We start from the raw sequence: 16,115 nt of genomic DNA, 5'->3' as shown, positions 1-16,115 counted from the left end.
TCAGCGCGCCGATCATTTCGGATCGGGTGCTGGTTCGAGTACCTTCGCGATCAGCCACCTGAGCTGATCGAGCGCGGCATCGACGGTCACGCGCTCCGGGGTCACGATCGAGTGCAGGGCCAGCCCATCGAGCATGGTGAACAGCGCAGTGGATGTGGAAGCCACCTCGGCGGGGTCGATATGACCTTCCTCGGCCAGGATCCCGAGCCACCGATGCAGGCACTCATAGGTGAAGTTGTGGCCGTATTCGAGGAGCCGTCGGGTCACCGCACGGCGTTCGGGCCCAAGGGCGCTGATGTGCATCGTGAGCCACAGCTCGAGCTGCATATCGCGGTGTTCGTGTGTGGGAAGGAACTGCGCGCAGCACTCAAAGAGACGATCGGCCGGATCGAGGCTGGGATCTGTGATCGAGAAGTCCTGAACTGCGGTGTCCATTGAATCGCGAGCGATCGCTTCGTGCAGATCGGACTGGGTGGGGAAGTAGTGGCGCAGTGTTGAGGCTCCGATTCCGGCTTCCTTGGCGACCTCTCGCACGCTGAGGTTGGCCTGGCCGGGAGCCGACTGCTCTGCCAGCCGGATCGCCGCCGAAATGATGTCATCGCGTCTGGACATTCGTGGTCCTCTCGGTTCCATGCGTTGTTTCGGTGTCGCGCATCGTTGCCATTCACTGTATAGTACAACGTGCTAGTACGCTGTGCTGGTGCGATGTGCTAAGAGTGTCGGGTGTGCTGAGCAGGTGAGCGCCTCGACCGAGACTTCACCCGATGAGAATGGAACCTCGCATGATCGAAAGTATCCAAGGATTCGCCGGTTCAATCCCCGACTGGCTGCAGTGGGCGGGCATCATGCTCGTCTCCGCGATCCCCTTCGTCGAGTCCTACTTCGGGTCTGTCATCGGCGTCGCCATCGGTCTGAATCCGGTGGTCGCGATCCTCATGGCCATCATCGGGAACGTGCTTTCGATGCTCGCATTCGTCTACGGTGCAGGGGCAATCCGCGACAAAGCGACGAAGAATAGGACCAAGGACGACGAGTCCTCCCAGAAGCGGCAGAAACTCAAGCGCATGTTCGACAAATTCGGCGTCCCCGGCGTCTCGCTGTTGGGGCAGACTCTGCTGCCATCGCAGATCACCTCGATGGCGATGGTCGGCTTCGGAGCCAACCGCAATGCCGTGGCCTTCTGGCAGATCATCTCGATCATCCTCTGGGGCGTGCTCTTCGGCGTCCTCGCCACCCTCGGAGTCAACCTCGCCCTGAGGTGACAGGTCGAGAGCGGGCGCGACGGGCGCGACGGGCGCGCCGGGTGCGACGGGCGGGACGGGCGGGACCAGTGACTAATGGAAACTATGGTCCGATTTTCGGCCTCGGAATCGGCCTAAAACTTCCTTTTGTCGCGACTGCTGCGGGTGCAAGGCGTCGTGTGAGACGCCTTGCGCGAAACGGCTCTTGCCGCGTCAGTGCGGGCATCTAGACTGTGCCCATGACCGAATCCACCCCGACTGCAACGACCATCGACGCCGACGAATTCGCCGTTGCGGCGCAGCGCATCCTGGCCGAACTCACCGCGAACCCCGAGGCACAGTTCCGCGACGGTCAGCTCGAATCGATCCGCGACCTCGTCGTGGAGAAGAAGCGAGTCCTCGTGGTCCAGCGGACCGGGTGGGGCAAGTCGGCCGTGTACTTCGTGGCGACCAGGATGCTGCGGGCAGCGGGCACCGGCCCCAGCCTCATCATCTCCCCTCTGTTGGCTCTCATGCGCGACCAGATCGCCGCCGCCGAACGCGCCGGGGTCCGCGCAGCCAGCCTCAACTCCTCCAATGTCACCGAATGGGACACCGTCCTCGACGATCTCCGGGCCGGCAACCTCGACGTTCTGCTCGTCTCGCCCGAGCGGCTGAACAACCCGGCGTTCCGTGACGAGGTCCTGCCGCAGCTGCTTGCCTTCCTCGGTCTCATCGTCGTTGACGAAGCGCACTGCATCTCCGACTGGGGCCACGACTTCCGCCCCGACTACCGGCGCATCGGACACATCCTGTCCGAACTTCCCGGTAACACCCCGGTCCTGGCCACGACGGCCACAGCCAATTCCCGCGTCGTCACCGATGTCTCCGAACAGCTTGGCCAGGACACCACCGTGGTGCGTGGCGAACTTGCCCGCGATTCGCTGAGACTGGGTGTCCTGCCCGGCCTCGACGCGAGTGGCCGCATCGCCTGGCTGACCTCCCATCTCGGCGATTTCACGGGCTCGGGAATCATCTACACGCTCACGGTCAGCGCAGCCGAGGACATCACTCGGATCCTGCGTGATCAGGGACACGAGGTCCGTGCCTACACCGGCCGCACCGATTCCGAGGAACGAGCAGAACTCGAGCAGCAGCTCAAGGACAACCGGATCAAGGCACTTGTGGCCACCTCGGCACTGGGAATGGGCTTCGACAAACCCGACCTCGGATTCGTCATCCACATCGGTGCACCGTCCTCGGCCGTCGCCTACTACCAGCAGGTCGGTCGCGCCGGTCGTGCCACGGACTCCGCCGATGTCCTGCTCCTGCCGGGGGTCGAAGACCAGGAGATCTGGAACTACTTCGCCACCGCCTCGATGCCCAGCCAGTCCGATGCCAATGCCGTGCTTCAGGCCCTCGCCGAGGCGAACGGGCCACTGTCTGTGGCCCGTTTGGAGACCCTCGTCGGAACCAAGCGCACCCGACTGCAGCTGTTGCTGAAGACACTCGAGGTCGAGGACGCCGTCACCAAGATCAAGGGTGGATACATTTCAACCGGGCGCGGCTGGGTCTATGACCAGGAGCGCTACGAAAAGGTCGCTGCAGTCCGCGCCGCCGAAGCGCAGGCGATGCTTGACTACGAGTCCACGCATGAGTGTCGCATGGAGTTCCTCATTCGTCAGCTTGATGATCCAGAGCCCAAACCCTGCGGGCGGTGCGATAACTGTGCCGGAGTCTGGTGGTCGACCGAGATCTCAGACGAGCAAAGGCAGGCGACAGCAGGGACTCTGCATCGCATCGGTCTGCCCATCGACCCACGCAGCACCTGGCCCAGCGGCATGGCCAACATCGGCGTCCCGCTCAAGGGTAAGATTCCCGCCGGAGAGCTGGCCGCCGAAGGTCGGGCCATCGCACGACTCAGCGATCTGGGGCAGGGGCAGGCTCTGCGATCGTTCCTCGCTCCGGACGCTGCCGACGCGGAGGTGCCGGCACAGATCGGCAAATGGTGCCTCGAGGTCCTGGGCCAATGGGACTGGGAGATCCGCCCCGAAGTCGTCGTCTCGGTCCCGAGTGCGCGAAGGCCGACCACGGTGAGGTCACTGGCAGCCAATCTGGCATCTGCGGGCAGGCTCATCGACGGCGGCGAACTCCTGCAGGTCCATGAGCACGGCAGCCCGGAGGTCAACAGCGCGTTCCGGGTCAAGGATCTCTATGACGCGTTCGTCGTCCCGCCCGAGGTCGAAGAGGCAGTGGCCGGAAAGGCGGTGCTGCTCGTCGACGATGAGGTGGTCTCCCGCTGGACGATGGCCATCGGCGCACGACTGCTCCGGCAGGCGGGTGCCACCGCGGTTCTGCCGTTCGCCTTGGCGCTGCGGGGCTGAGGCCAGCTGACGGAATCAAACTCAGACGCGAGCGCTCACGGATCCTGCTGGAGTTGGAACGTAGCCCCTTCCGGATCGGTGACCGTTACGATGCGGCCATACGGCGAATCCTCGGGTCCGGCGAGCACCTTGCCGCCTAGATCGCCCACCCTTGTCGCGGTGGCATCGGCATCGTCGACGTTGATGTAGTCACGCCAGAAGGACACCTGAGTCCACTCGCTGGCGTCGCAGATGCCGGCCACAGAATTCTCCTCGGCGCCATGCGTCGAATACGGGAAACCCTCCATCGCCACCAGGTCGAAGGAGAAGACATTCCGATAGAACTCGGTGGCGACGGGATAGTTCACCGTCATGAGTTCGAACCACACCGGAGTCCCGGGCGTCAGCGGAGTGTCGAAGCCGGTGAACTCGCCCGGCTGCCACATGCCCACACTCGCACCCGTGGGATCGGTGATGACTGCCATCTGGCCCAGTGGTCCGACGGACATCGGCTCGGCGATGGGAGCCGCTCCCGCGGTGAGCGCTGCCGCGTAGGTGCTCGCGATGTCATCGGTGTGCAGGTAGGTCGTCCACATCGCCGGGATCATCGGATTCGGTGTGCCGTCCATGTTCACAGCGCGCATGGCACCGCCGACAGCTGCTCCATCCTTCGTGATCATGTTGTAGTGGCCGAAATCTGGTCCCTGATCCTCGAATTCCCAACCGAAGATCTCAGAGTAGAACGTCGTCGTGGACTCGAAATCGTGACACGTGTAATCGATCCAGACAGGCTGTCCTGCACGGAGATTCTCAGGCATTGCGGCTCCTCAACATTGCGGTTGGCAGGGCGTGCTCAGCGCGGGTGGGGTTGTGTTGAATCAATGCGCTGGGGTGTGCTGTGGTCAGTGCCAGTTTCTGGTGAACTTGGCGAAGTAGTCATACATTGCGGACTGCAGCAGTGGCCCGAAGGTCACACGCTTCACCCCAAGGTCCTGCAGCTGCGAGAGATCGAGCTCGTCGGGCACGGCACCCTTGATCGGGTGAGCCGTGACATTGAGTGGCAGGCTCACCTGCGACAGTATGGTCTTGAGCGTGTCGGTGTCAGGCAGCCTGACCGGATAGACGGAATCCGCACCCGCCTCGGCGCACAGATTGAGGCGATGGATCGCCTCGGCGGTGGGATCGGAGAAATCACCTGGATTCTTGAACACATCGGTGCGGGCGTTGATCACCACGTGCACCCGTTGCGCGTCCGCGGCGCGACGCAGATCGCCGATGTACTCGGCATGCTCCTCAGCGCTGCGCATCCGTCCCTCGCTGTGGACGGTGTCCTCGATGTTGACCCCCACAGCACCGGCCTCGAGGAGTCCGGCGATGAGATCCGGCGCCGGGGTATCGTAGCCGGATTCCAGATCCGCGGAGACTGGAACGTCGACAGATCCGCAGACGCGCGCGATTCCGGCCAGGGCTTGGCTCAGGCTCATGGCCTCACCGTCGTCGGCCCCCACAGAATTTGCAAGCGGGTGGGATCCGATGCTCAGTGCATTGAACCCCGAGTCGACCATGGCATGGGCCGACCAGGAATCCCATACGGTCGGAAGGACGATCGGATGATCCTGTTGATGGGCTTCGAGCAGGGTGAAGGCGCGTTCGGCAAGAACAGTGAAATCAGTCATGTCCAATACTGTTCCACCGATTGGTTGCTACGATCCAGTAATCTGGCGAGTTCACCCGAAGATTTCAGTTGAATCCTCGTCTTCGCACCCTCGACTTCACAGCCTCGGTGTCCGCGGCGGCTCCTCACGACGGTCGCCGGTGGCTTCGAACGCTGCGGCGAGTTCGATGAGCAACGCATCGTCCCAGCCGCGCCCCGAAATCGTCAGCCCGATCGGAATGTCGGTGTCGGTCATCGTTCCCATGGGCACCGTGACTGAGGGGATGCCGAGGTGGCGTGGCACCAGGTTGCCGTTGGCGACCCAGGTGCCGTTGCGCCACCCGAGGTCCGCCGAGGCTTCGTTGACATCCATATCGGCCGGCCCCACATCAGCCATCGCCGGGTAGATGACGGCGTCGAGGCCGTTGGCGTCCATCCATTCCTCGAGGTCGATCCGGCGGGTCACCTCGAGACCACGGATGCCGTCTTCGAGCTCGGGGATCTCCGTCACCGAGTCATACGGACGGGCCCGCACGATCTCAGGGTAGGTCGCGATGTCGTCATCGAACCCGGTGTAGCGATCCGGGATGGCGCCGTCCGGGTGGGGAAAGATCCTCGACCCGTCCACCTCGGTCAGTGTTGACAGCTTCGGATCTCCGTTGGCGGCGAGAAAATCGTCCCAGGCCCATGCGGAGAGGTCATTGATCTCCCGATCGAGGTAGTCGGTGCCCACGATGCCACGCGTCCTGATCGTCGGGGCGCCGGGACGATCACCTTCGTAGTTGCTCACGACCGGGAAATCGGTTTCGATGACCTCGGCTCCGGCGGCTTCGAGGTCACGCCGGGCCTGTTCCCAGGCGGCGACCACGGAGGCCCGGGTTTCGACCCGCTGCCCCGTCGGCCCTCCGATTCCGCCCTCGGGATTCGTGCCTGCCTCAGTGTCGGCGTTGATGTACATTTTCGGAATGCCGAAGCGTCTGCCCGCCAGTCTCGAGCGGGCGGCGTCGGCATCGGCTGGAAGCAGCGACGCATACGAATCGGGGCGAACAGCAGAAGCGGCAGGGATCTCGACCCAGGGTTGGGTCCGCCAGAAGTCCCCACGGGGCTCGGCGTCGTCGGCGACGATGACGTCGAGAACCTCGCACAGATCGGTCATCGATCGGGTGTGCGGGACGACGACGTCCATCGTGGGCACCAGGGGCCAATTGCCTCGCACAGAGATGACTCCGCGCGAGGGGGTATAGGCGATGAGCGCGTTGTGTGAGGCCGGGGCTCGACCTGAGGACCAGGTCTCTTCGCCAAGGCCGAAGGCAGCGAAGCTCGCGGTCGTCGCCGTACCGGAGCCGTTCGAGGAGCCGGAGGCGAAGGCGCTGGTCAGCCACCCGGCGTTGTACGGACTTTCGGCTCGGCCGTAGAGCCCACGCTGCATGCCGCCATTGGCCATCGGCGGCATGTTGGTCAGCCCCAAGCAGATGGCTCCGGCGCCGCGGAGGCGTTCGATCGTGAAGGCATCCCTCTGTGCGATGAGGTCGGCGAAGGCGGGGGAGCCGGCGGCGACGGTCAGCCCGGTGACCATGTAGCTGTCCTTTGCCGTGTACGGGATTCCGTCGAGGGGGCCGAGCACCTGACCTCGGGCACGCCTGGCGTCGGAGTCGGCCGCCTCGGCAAGGGCTTCCGGGTTGGACACGATCACGGAGTTGAGCCGGGTCTTGGTGTCTGGACCGTCGAAGGCGGCGATGCGGGCCCGATAGGCCTCGACGAGTCCCACCGAGGTGGTCGTCCCGTCCTCGAGCGCCTGTCGCAGTGAAGCGATGGATGCTTCGACGACATCGAACTTCGTCATTCGCGATTCCTCCGTGCAATTCCGGTGTGTACGGGCGCCTCGGCCGGGTCGACGATGTCCCACGCGACACAGCCCGCCATGAACTGGTGATGTCTCACAGTATTGCTCACCGGCGTCGGAAATGTCGTGCGGATCCCGTTGCCGATGCCGTCGTCCCGCGTAGGATCGGGGCATGTCGATCACGGCGATCATACTCAGCGGCGGCCGCTCGAACCGCTTCGGCGGCGTCCACAAACCCGCAGTCGAGCTGGGCGGGATCACCGTGATCTCCCGCATCCTCCGCACGGTTCGCACAGTCGATCCCGACGCCGAGGTGTGGGTGGCCGGACCGGGCGACGGATTGTCTGCCACGGAGCAGGAATCAGTGCATTCTGTTCGTGAGGAACCCGCTTTCGCCGGTCCGCTGGCTGGGATCGCGGCGGCAAGTGCAGCAGCCCGTGCCCACGATGACGCATCGTATGCTCTCGAGTCTGCAACGTCTGCGGATGTGACCCTGGTGCTGGCCGCGGACATGCCCCTGATCACTGCCGACCACCTCGGCGATCTGATCGAAGCCTGCAGGCGCACAGGGTTTCCGGCTGCGGGGACCGATGACCGGGGAAAGACCCAGTTCCTCTGCGCCGCGTGGCCGACGGGGCTGCTGATTTCGCGCTTGGACGCCATCGGGGACCCGACGAACGGTGCGGTGAAGTGGCTGTTCTCGGGGCTCGACCCCACTCTCGTTGACGTGGATCCGGGCATCGTTGCCGACTTCGACACGGCCGCCGCCTTCGACCGAATCCGCACCCGCATCGACAAGGACAGTTGAACCTGGACCACATGTACTCGCCTCAGACGAACGCATGTGGTCGAGCGCAGCTGAATCTGGTTCCGAGAGTGCCGAAGCCGCCCCGACGCGTTCAAACGTCGAAGCGGCTTCGAAGGCGAATCTGCCATATAGACTCAGGCAGTACAGCCTTAGGCAGTACGAACTCAGGCCATACGAACTCAGTCGTCCGCACGCTGAGTCTGCTCGACAGCTTCCACCGCCTCTTCCGGGCTCAGCCGGCAGCTGATGCCGACGTAGAAGACGATGACCGAGAAGATCACGGTCACGACCTCGCCCCAGATGAAGCCCATGATGTCCAGGCCTCCACCGTAGTGGCCGATGAGGCTGAGGAGGACCAGGCCGGCCATCCACAGGATCATCCACCAGCCGGAGCGCATCTTCAGATCCGGCAGACGGGCCTTGTCCTTGGCGAAGATGTGGTGGAGGACCATCACGACATAGCCGATGGCCACAGCCAGGAAGAGCTTCCAGTTCGTCTCCCAGCCTGTCCAGTACACGATGAGGTTCGCGCAGATGAAGCCGATGATCGGCAGCACATCGTTGCCAGGCAGTTTGAACGGACGCTCCTGCTCGGGCAGCTGACGACGCAGCGCGGCGACGACCACAGGCCCTGTGGCGAACGAGAGCACCGTGCCGGAGGTGATGAATCCGACGAGCTTCGCCCACGAGGGGAACGGCAGGAACATGATGCAGGAGACGATGAACACGACGAGGAGCGAGATCCACGGAACACCGTGCTTGTTGAGCTTTGCCAGTGCGCGCGGAGCATTGCCGACCTTCGCCTGCGAGTAGGACAGGCGAGGAGCCAGCGCGGTGTAGATCAGGCCGGTGTCGGCAGGGGAGACGATGGCGTCGGCGTAGAGGATGACTGCCAGCCACACAGCACCCAGCAGCAGCGAGATCTCTGCGAGAGTTCCTGCGTCGTTGTTGAATGCGAGGTTCTTCCAACCGCCCTCGAGGAGGTCCGTGGGCAGGGCGCCGATGAAGGCCGCCTGCAGTGCGATGTAGATGACGCCGGTGACGAGGATTGAGCCGATCACTGCGAAGGGGACGTTCTTCTGCGGGTTCGTGGTCTCGCCTGCGAACTCGACCCCCTGACGGAAGCCGAGGTAGGAGAAGACGATGCCTGCTGCGGGGAGGGCTGCGAAGATCGGTCCGATTCCATTGGGAGCGAATCCGCCGAAGCGCTGGCTTGAGAAGTGGCCGGGGTTGAAGGCCAGGATCATGAACACGACGATGACGAGAAGGATGACGGCGAGCTTCCACCACACGAGGACGTTGTTGAATCGTGCGAAGAGCTGGACGCCGTAGAGGTCTTCTCATCGGCGCTGAAGAGGAACACGGGCTTGACGGTCACGGCCTTCTCGAGGGGTTCGACATCCTTCTCCTTCGAGACGATCTTCTCGGACTGGTTGTCGATGGTGACCTCGTGATCGGCGTCATCGGTGATGGTCTGGGGCCACTCCCCGGAATCGTTCGCTGCGGATTCGCTCGAGCTCTCGGAGGAGTCGGAGCCGCCGCATCCGGCCAGGCCGAACGTGTGTGACGTCAGATGGGTAAGGGGTGTCATCGGTTCTATTTCGTGTGCTCAGTAGCAGGTGGGGTCTTCATCACATTTATGCTATGTGAGCCTAACCTAAGAACTGAGAGGCTGGTCAGGTTAGACTGCCCTTACGAAGATTTCTTTTCCTCGGAGCGCCGCGGCGCTTGCTGCAGCAACCTTGATCATTGCCCTCCTCGCAAGCGGCTGCGCCGCCGATGGTGACCAGGGAGGTAGCGGCGAATCGGGCAACAAAGATGTCGCCACTGGTGGTGAGGCCTTCGGAACCGCGGATGAGGAGACTGCGAAGCTCGGCACCGACGCCGAGCCGGGGGAGTTCCCACGCACGATCAAGCACGCGAACGGGTCGACGGAGATTGAAAAGAAGCCTGAACGGGTCGTCGTCCTCGACACCGGCGAACTCGACGACGTCCTCTCGCTGGGCATCAAGCCTGTCGGAATGGTGACCACCGAAGGGTCAAACCCGGTGCCGAGCTACCTCGAAGACAAGGTCGACGGTGTCGAGACCGTCGATACGATCAATGAGCTCGATCTCGAGAAGATCGCCTCGCTCGAACCCGACCTCATCCTCGGCAGCCAGCTGCGGGCAGACAAGCTCTACGATGAGCTCGACTCGATCGCTCCGACGGTATTCTCGATCCGCCCTGGGTTCCCGTGGAAGGAGAACTTCCGCCTCGTCGGCGACGCCCTGGGAATGGAGAAGGAGGCCACCGCGGACCTCGAGGAATATGCGGAGGAAGCGAAGACGCTGAAGAAGTCCGTCGACGGCAACCCGACGATCTCTCTCGTACGGTTCATGCTCGAGAAACTGCGCCTCTATGCGAATCAGTCACTCATCGGAGTCATCCTCGGCGATGCCGGCTTCAAACGCCCGGAGAAGCAGGACGTCGACGAACTCGCCGTTGAGATCTCACCGGAGAACCTCGATCAGGCCGGCGGTGACTATATCTTCTACACGAGCTACGGTGATCCCAAGGCCACAGGCGAGGACAAGGCCCTCAAATCGAGTCAGTGGAAGGGTCTTGACGCGGTAAAGGACGGCAAGGCGATTCGTGTCGAGGACGCTGTGTGGTTCCTCGGCCTCGGGCCCACAGGTGCTGGGCTCATCCTCGACGATCTCGACGAGTACCTGACTAAGTGAACGTGCTGGGCAGTGCCCCGGTGGCTGCTACGGCAGCAGATGCCTGAAACCGGTCATTCGAGTTCGAGAGTGAGGCCGGAAGTTCCACACGAACGCGAGACGCAGATCATCATCGTCTCACTGTCCGTCCTCTCCTCCTCGGACAGGAGGCTGTCGCGGTGATCGACCTCGCCGTTGATCACCGCGGTCTCGCAAGTGCCGCAGATTCCTTCGCGGCACGAGCTCAGGGGTGCAAACCCTGCGTCTTCCAGTGATTCGAGAACCGACCTGTCAGCGGGAACCTCGACCGACTCGCCTGTGGTCAGCGTGACAGTGAAAGGAGCATCGCCGGTCGATCTGCTGTCGTCGGGGCCGTCGAAGAGCGAAGCTCCCGATTCGGCACTGCTCGGCCCGGGGCCATCTGAGCCGACACCGGCAGTGGTCGAACCGTCGGAGGGCTGAGCCAGGAACAGTTCGGTGCGTAGCAGATCGGGGTTTTCCCATGACTCCGCTGCTTCAGCCAGCTCATTGAGCAGCCCCGCCGGTCCACAAGCGTATGCCAGCTCCCCGGCGTCCGGTTCGATGAGATGTGCCCCGAGATTGAAGCGACCGTCCGCGCCACTTTCATGAATGTACACGCAGTCGCCGAAATCTTCGAGCTCAGCGACGAAGGCCATTGTCTCACGCGACCTTCCGAGGTAGTCGAGCGTCCAGGGGATGCCCCGTCGATGGGCCTCGCGTACCATGGCGATGATGGGCGTGATTCCGATCCCCGCGGCGATGAATCGATAGTGCTCGGCGGGCTCGAGTGGGAAGGTGTTCTTGGGCCCACGCAGCCGAACCTGAGAACCCGGCCGAAGAACCTCATGAACGTGAGCTGATCCGCCGCGCGATTCGGGTTCGCGCAGCACGGCCACCTTCAGAGGCTCCCCCGGTCGGGAGCACAAGGAGAACTGGCGCACCAGTCTCTCGCCCATGAGGACGTCAAGGTGCGCTCCGGGCTCCCAGCGGTGGAGGCCCACAAGTGATGGTGTCCCGGCTTCGCTCTCGCTCGGCGTGAACTCGACGGACAGTACGCCATCGGCCTCCACTCGCATCTGCGTGACGTATGCGTCGAAGAACGACAGCCGTCTGCGCGACCGGGGGCCTGCCTCGGCGGGGGTGTTGGATTCGGCGCCGGCGCCGGCTCCATCGCGAAGTTCTGCTGCGGCGGTGGGCGTCTCGACTGTTGATGGCATTCTCAACTCCTTGTGCGCTTCAGGGGACCCAGCGAAGAGCAGCGGTCCTGGTGGGGGTGAGGCAGTAGACGGTGCGGTCGATTGTGTGTCGGTGAGCTCGACACGAATGGTCTCGTTCACTTCGCCCTCGAGGACGAAGGAGTCACCGGGATGGATTCGCCGCTGCCAAGGACCATCGGGCACCGTGATGAGCGCTTCCCCCGTCTTGACAGCGACGACGATGACATCGCCGGTGCATCGTGTGAGCACAGTCGAGCAGTGGGTTGCGTCGAGAAGCTCGACCGTGTGGACGACGAAGGACTCATCAGTCTTCACAGAGGTGCTTACCCCGTCCGGCGACGTATGAAGAGTGATCGACCAGCGCCACGGGTCGCCGCGTTCGGCGCTGTCAGGGTTGGCGGCCAGGACGCGGCTGCCATCGGGCATGGTCGGTGCGGCGCTGAGGGAGTTCGCGCGCTCGAGCATCCACATCCCCGATCACCTCCCGCCGGCTGCGGTGCTCGTGGCCTCCGCCGAGGTGGTCGACTCGGCTGCGGACCTTCCCGCGCCGGCTGCCGCCGCCTTCTGCGCTTGTCGGCGAGCTGCTGCACCGATGGGCTTTGTATTCGCCGGCGCGCCGGGTCGGCGAGGTTCCTTCGCCTCGCGTTCCTTGGCTTCCTTCTTCAATAGCGCCTGGTGGATGCGACGGGCCTTGGCGACGCCGCCGTCCTGGGCAATGAGGACGTCGAACTCCCGGCCGGGGCGTGTCTGCATTCCCAGCTCCTGCGCCTCGAGCGCGTCCTTGTCCTCTTCGAGCACCAGACCCAGACCCTCACGAAGCTGCTCGGTGGCTTCGACGTTGTCGACGGCGAAGTTGCGGGCGAATGAATAGTAGTACCAGCAGGTATGAGCATCGATCGGGGTGATGGCGTTGAGCACTTTGATGAGGTAGCCCTCTTCTCGTGGCGCGCCCTCTGCCGTGATGCCCGAGTGAAGTGTGAGGTTGTTGGGGACAAAGAATTCGGTGGCGTGGAAGCGATCCCAGTTTCCGTCGATTCCCATCGTGTCTGCGTACAGTGGCGGTGCGGGTACGGAGGGCATGAGTCTGTCCACCAGCACCACATTGTCGTCGACTTCGACTGTGATGCCGTATTCGTAGATGTAGTCGTCGCCGACAGTCGTCTTGTGGAGGAAGGACTCGTGGGTGAGGTCGAGCAGATTGTCGTGCACGAGTTCGGCTCGACAGTCGACTTGGAGGGAGTGCTCGACGGAGGTCCAGTTGGGATCATTCATCCAATGGGTGTCCGGAATATCGCTGGGATCGGCATCCGCAGGGTCGCCCCCCATCCATACCCAGATCCAGCCGTCCTTCTCGTGAAGGGGGTAGGAACGGACGACTGCCCGCTCTGGCAGCGTCGTCTGGCCGGGAACCTTCGTGCACCGCCCATCAGGTCCGTAGGTGAAGCCGTGATAACCGCACTCGATGGAGTCACCCAGCATTCGACCTTTGGACAAGGGGAACGCCCGATGGGCGCAACGGTCGGCAAGCGCCTTGGCCTGATCATCGGAAATGCGGTAGAGAACGATGGATTGTTCGCAGATCATTCTCCGGATGGGTTTGTTCGTCACTTCATCCGACCATGCCGCAACGTACCAGGTGTTAAGGATGTGATCAGCCATGGGGAGCCTCCTTGCTCGAGTAAGCAGAACTTCTTCAATCTACTGTATACAGTGTGTACTATGTCGACATGATTTTGCAATCCGAGGCAATCGCGGAAGAGTAGAGGTAGCAGCAGCGCGGATCACGAGCATCGTGGTCGGCGGATCGAGCACGGACGCTGAGATCGCCGGGAGGAAACGATGGGCACGGAAGACGCCGCAGGCAAGCCGTTGGCCGAGCAGGTCTATGAGAACGTCAGTCGATTGATCGTGAGCGGGGAACTGGCCGCCGGTGAGCCTCTGGTGCAAGAGAAGATCGCGGCGCAGTTCGACGTATCCCGGACTCCTGTGCGCGACGCGCTGACTCAGCTGACGACCGATGGTCTGGCGACCTTGGTGGCCTCGCGCGGGTACTTCGTCACGGATCTCTCGCGAAATCAGGTCGAAGATGTCTTCGAGGTGCGCGCGGCTCTCGAAGAACTCGCGCTCCGATCGGCTTTCGGCAGGCATACACCCAGGGACCTGCTTCATCTGCGAACCCTTGCTGCTGAGGCGAGGCTGTGCAGCCCGACGGATGGTATGGAGGTTTTCGACGTCTCTCTCAGGTTCCATCGTCGATTGGTCGAGCCGTGCCCCAATGGCTACATGCTCGAGCTCCTGGGCTCGGTCTGGAGCCACCCTGTGCAGCGACGCATCGCACTGACGTACACGCCGGGCCGGGAGCACGTGGAGCGGGTCGCTTCCGATCATGAACGGATCATAGACGCCTTGGAGGCGCACGATCTGGCGAAGGCCACGGAGATTCTGCGGATCTGCCACGATCCCGCGGACGAACGTGGAGGCCCCATCGTGGAATGACCGCCGCCGATACGATTCGCCTCCGGCGCGATGTTGCCGACTGAAACGTTTCTGTATACAGTGTGTCCAACACTGGAGAGACTCGGGTTCTATCAATACGGTAAGTACATTCCCGCCAGGAATTCGAGCGATACCACTATTGCGCAAAGGAGCGTTATGACGGTCATTCGAGGCATCGATTTCGAAGAATTCGGAGTCCAGCACGGATATATCGGACTCACTCAGTCGGACAATGTCAACGATTCTGCTCTGATCCCAGTCCCGGTCACTGTTGTCTCGTCAGGTGCAGGTCCTACTGCGCTTCTGGTCGCGGGCACACATGGCGACGAATACGAGGGGCAGGTGGCACTGCAAGCGCTTGCCCGGGAACTGACGCCTGAACACATCAGCGGAACGGTGATCATCGTCCCTGCGGCCAATGCGCCGGCAGTCCGAGTCGGAACCAGGGTTTCGCCGCTCGACGGTGCCAATCTCAATCGTTCTTACCCCGGTTCGGCCGAAGGTGCTCCGACCTGCCAGGTTGCGGAATTCATCAGTCGACAGCTGCTTCCTAGAGCCGATGCGGCATTGGATCTGCACTCCGGAGGCAGCAATTCCGTCTATGTCGATGCGGCTTTCGTCTATCGGGGGCCGACGAAGGAGTTGTGGCAGACCAAATCGCAGATCGCTCGCCGTCTGAACCTTCCGTATGTCATCGTCGTGGCAGAGAAATTCGAACCGGGATCGATCAACTCGGCGGGGGACGACGCGGGGATTCCCGTCGTCGCCACGGAGCTCGCCGGGGGAGGCACAGTCGACCGCCGGACTCTCGCTGACATCCGCAGGGGTCTGCGCCAGTTTTTGACTGATCAGGGAATCCTGTCTGAGGACGTCGAGCTCGCGGCGCTTGCCGGCATCGCGTCGCCTCGAGTCGGTGAAGTCGATCGGCCGGCTCAGCAGTGGCTCGAGCTTGTCTCTGAATCGGGGATACCGGCTGAGATCCCGGGTCTCTTCGAACCGCTCGTCGGCCTCGGCGACGAGGTACTCCAGGACGATATCGTCGCTCTGGTGTACTCGGTCGACGATCCGCATCGAGCACCGGTCGAGCATCGCGCCGAAGTCGACGGTGTGGTCGCGGTGGTTCGTCGCCCGACACTCGTAACGCGCGGTAGCTTCGTCATGCACATCGCTCGCCGAATCGATGCGCCCGAGGGGTTGAAATGAGATTCGCGAGGCGGTCGATCGGCAGGTCCATCGTTGCATTTGCGCTGCTGGGCGTCACCCTTAGATTCAAATCGTCAAGGCAACACCTCTGGTTTTCGGGTGGTGAGGTCGTGCTGGGCCTCGAGCGGTGTTCGGAAGCTCAAACACTTTCGGGGTCGGGTGTTGAGCTCATGAGCAATGACGTCGAGAGCTGATTGGTCGTAGGCCCCGAGGTCGGTCTTCTTCGGCAGGAATTGTCGCGTCAGCCCGTTGGTGTTTTCGTTCGTTCCTCGTTGCCAGGGGCTGCGCGGGTCGGCGAAGAACACCTCGACACCCGTGCTTTGGCTGATGGCCTCGTGCTCGGCCAGCTCCATCCCTCGATCCCACGTCAGTGTCCTGACTCGTCTTCGGACCTGATTGTGATGGTTGAGGCGGTTGATGAGCTGGTCTTTGACGCAGGCAGCGCCACGTCCGTACAGCCAGGAGTTCTCGACTCGAGGCTCGAAGGGCGGAGCAGTCCAATTCTCCAAGGGTCCGGTCGGAACGACATCCACATGTCCTTGCAGGATCAGCGATCGGGCCTTGCGAGACTGCCGGCCGATAGCTGCC

15 protein-coding genes and 1 pseudogene are annotated in these 16,115 nt (G+C 62.9%); 6 read left to right on the top strand and 10 right to left on the bottom strand.

The features are described from left to right. Positions 1-12: 12 nt before the first annotated feature. Positions 13-612, bottom strand: coding sequence for a TetR/AcrR family transcriptional regulator (locus AAFP32_RS14785; RefSeq protein WP_101620711.1), 600 nt, complete (start codon positions 610-612; stop codon positions 13-15). Between the two features lie 170 nt (positions 613-782). On the opposite strand from AAFP32_RS14785, the gene AAFP32_RS14780 reads away from it, so the two are divergent. Both AAFP32_RS14780 and AAFP32_RS14775 read left to right on the top strand, forming a co-directional pair. Further along, positions 783-1,262: a hypothetical protein gene (locus AAFP32_RS14780; protein ID WP_101620710.1), complete on the top strand. Its 480-nt coding sequence runs from the start codon at positions 783-785 to the stop codon at positions 1,260-1,262. A gap of 218 nt (positions 1,263-1,480) precedes the next feature. Beyond that, the gene (locus tag AAFP32_RS14775; RefSeq protein ID WP_350269764.1) at positions 1,481-3,604 is read left to right on the top strand and encodes a RecQ family ATP-dependent DNA helicase; all 2,124 of its coding nucleotides are present in this window, start codon (positions 1,481-1,483) and stop codon (positions 3,602-3,604) included. A 35-nt stretch (positions 3,605-3,639) separates the two neighbouring features. On the opposite strand, the gene AAFP32_RS14770 is transcribed toward AAFP32_RS14775, so the two are convergent. The 3 genes from AAFP32_RS14770 to AAFP32_RS14760 all read right to left on the bottom strand — a co-directional run bounded on the left by AAFP32_RS14770 (position 3,640) and on the right by AAFP32_RS14760 (position 7,080). Then, positions 3,640-4,401 carry a VOC family protein gene (locus AAFP32_RS14770; protein WP_350269763.1) on the bottom strand — a complete coding sequence of 254 codons (762 nt, stop codon included), beginning with the start codon at positions 4,399-4,401 and terminating at the stop codon, positions 3,640-3,642. Positions 4,402-4,485: 84 nt separating this feature from the next. Further along, the gene (locus AAFP32_RS14765; protein ID WP_101620707.1) at positions 4,486-5,259 is read right to left on the bottom strand and encodes an isocitrate lyase/PEP mutase family protein; all 774 of its coding nucleotides are present in this window, start codon (positions 5,257-5,259) and stop codon (positions 4,486-4,488) included. Between the two features lie 96 nt (positions 5,260-5,355). Next, entirely contained in the window at positions 5,356-7,080 is a 1,725-nt protein-coding gene (locus AAFP32_RS14760; RefSeq protein ID WP_350269762.1) for an amidase, read from the bottom strand. Between the two features lie 172 nt (positions 7,081-7,252). On the opposite strand from AAFP32_RS14760, the gene mobA reads away from it, so the two are divergent. Then, positions 7,253-7,888 (top strand): molybdenum cofactor guanylyltransferase, encoded by a 636-nt coding sequence (gene mobA / locus AAFP32_RS14755; protein ID WP_350269761.1) that lies wholly within the window; start codon positions 7,253-7,255, stop codon positions 7,886-7,888. A 179-nt stretch (positions 7,889-8,067) separates the two neighbouring features. Here mobA and AAFP32_RS14750 read toward each other — a convergent pair whose 3' ends face one another. Together AAFP32_RS14750 and AAFP32_RS14745 are read right to left on the bottom strand one after the other, a co-directional pair. Further along, on the bottom strand, positions 8,068-9,180 hold the full coding sequence (locus AAFP32_RS14750; RefSeq protein WP_350269760.1) for an APC family permease: 1,113 nt from the start codon (positions 9,178-9,180) through the stop codon (positions 8,068-8,070). Next, on the bottom strand, positions 9,132-9,479 hold the full coding sequence (locus AAFP32_RS14745) for a hypothetical protein (RefSeq protein WP_350269759.1): 348 nt from the start codon (positions 9,477-9,479) through the stop codon (positions 9,132-9,134). The genes AAFP32_RS14750 and AAFP32_RS14745 overlap by 49 nt, the downstream gene beginning before the upstream one ends. A 157-nt stretch (positions 9,480-9,636) precedes the next feature. Here AAFP32_RS14745 and AAFP32_RS14740 point away from each other — a divergent pair, with 157 nt between their 5' ends. After that, positions 9,637-10,611: an ABC transporter substrate-binding protein gene (locus AAFP32_RS14740; protein ID WP_420883404.1), complete on the top strand. Its 975-nt coding sequence runs from the start codon at positions 9,637-9,639 to the stop codon at positions 10,609-10,611. A 53-nt stretch (positions 10,612-10,664) separates the two neighbouring features. Here the strand turns inward: AAFP32_RS14740 and AAFP32_RS14735 are convergent, their stop codons facing one another. Beyond that, on the bottom strand, positions 10,665-12,299 hold the full coding sequence (locus tag AAFP32_RS14735) for a PDR/VanB family oxidoreductase (RefSeq protein ID WP_350269757.1): 1,635 nt from the start codon (positions 12,297-12,299) through the stop codon (positions 10,665-10,667). Between the two features lie 6 nt (positions 12,300-12,305). Then, entirely contained in the window at positions 12,306-13,487 is a 1,182-nt protein-coding gene (locus AAFP32_RS14730) for an aromatic ring-hydroxylating dioxygenase subunit alpha (protein ID WP_350269756.1), read from the bottom strand. Between the two features lie 180 nt (positions 13,488-13,667). On the opposite strand from AAFP32_RS14730, the gene AAFP32_RS14725 reads away from it, so the two are divergent. Continuing rightward, on the top strand, positions 13,668-14,324 hold the full coding sequence (locus AAFP32_RS14725; RefSeq protein WP_350269755.1) for a GntR family transcriptional regulator: 657 nt from the start codon (positions 13,668-13,670) through the stop codon (positions 14,322-14,324). Between the two features lie 156 nt (positions 14,325-14,480). Continuing rightward, positions 14,481-15,527 carry a succinylglutamate desuccinylase/aspartoacylase domain-containing protein gene (locus AAFP32_RS14720; RefSeq protein ID WP_193070202.1) on the top strand — a complete coding sequence of 349 codons (1,047 nt, stop codon included), beginning with the start codon at positions 14,481-14,483 and terminating at the stop codon, positions 15,525-15,527. A 74-nt stretch (positions 15,528-15,601) separates the two neighbouring features. On the opposite strand, the gene AAFP32_RS14715 is transcribed toward AAFP32_RS14720, so the two are convergent. Together AAFP32_RS14715 and AAFP32_RS14710 are read right to left on the bottom strand one after the other, a co-directional pair. Further along, a complete protein-coding gene (locus AAFP32_RS14715) occupies positions 15,602-15,985 on the bottom strand; it encodes an IS30 family transposase (RefSeq protein WP_420883403.1) in 384 nt (127 codons plus the stop codon). A gap of 15 nt (positions 15,986-16,000) precedes the next feature. Next, a pseudogene (locus AAFP32_RS14710) lies at positions 16,001-16,060 on the bottom strand (hypothetical protein); the annotation flags it as partial. Between the last annotated feature and the right edge of the window lie 55 nt (positions 16,061-16,115).

The sequence above is a fragment of the Brevibacterium sp. CBA3109 genome, from assembly GCF_040256645.1.
Taxonomy (GTDB): Bacteria; Actinomycetota; Actinomycetes; order Actinomycetales; family Brevibacteriaceae; genus Brevibacterium; species Brevibacterium koreense.
This window is presented reverse-complemented; position numbering and strand designations above follow the sequence as displayed.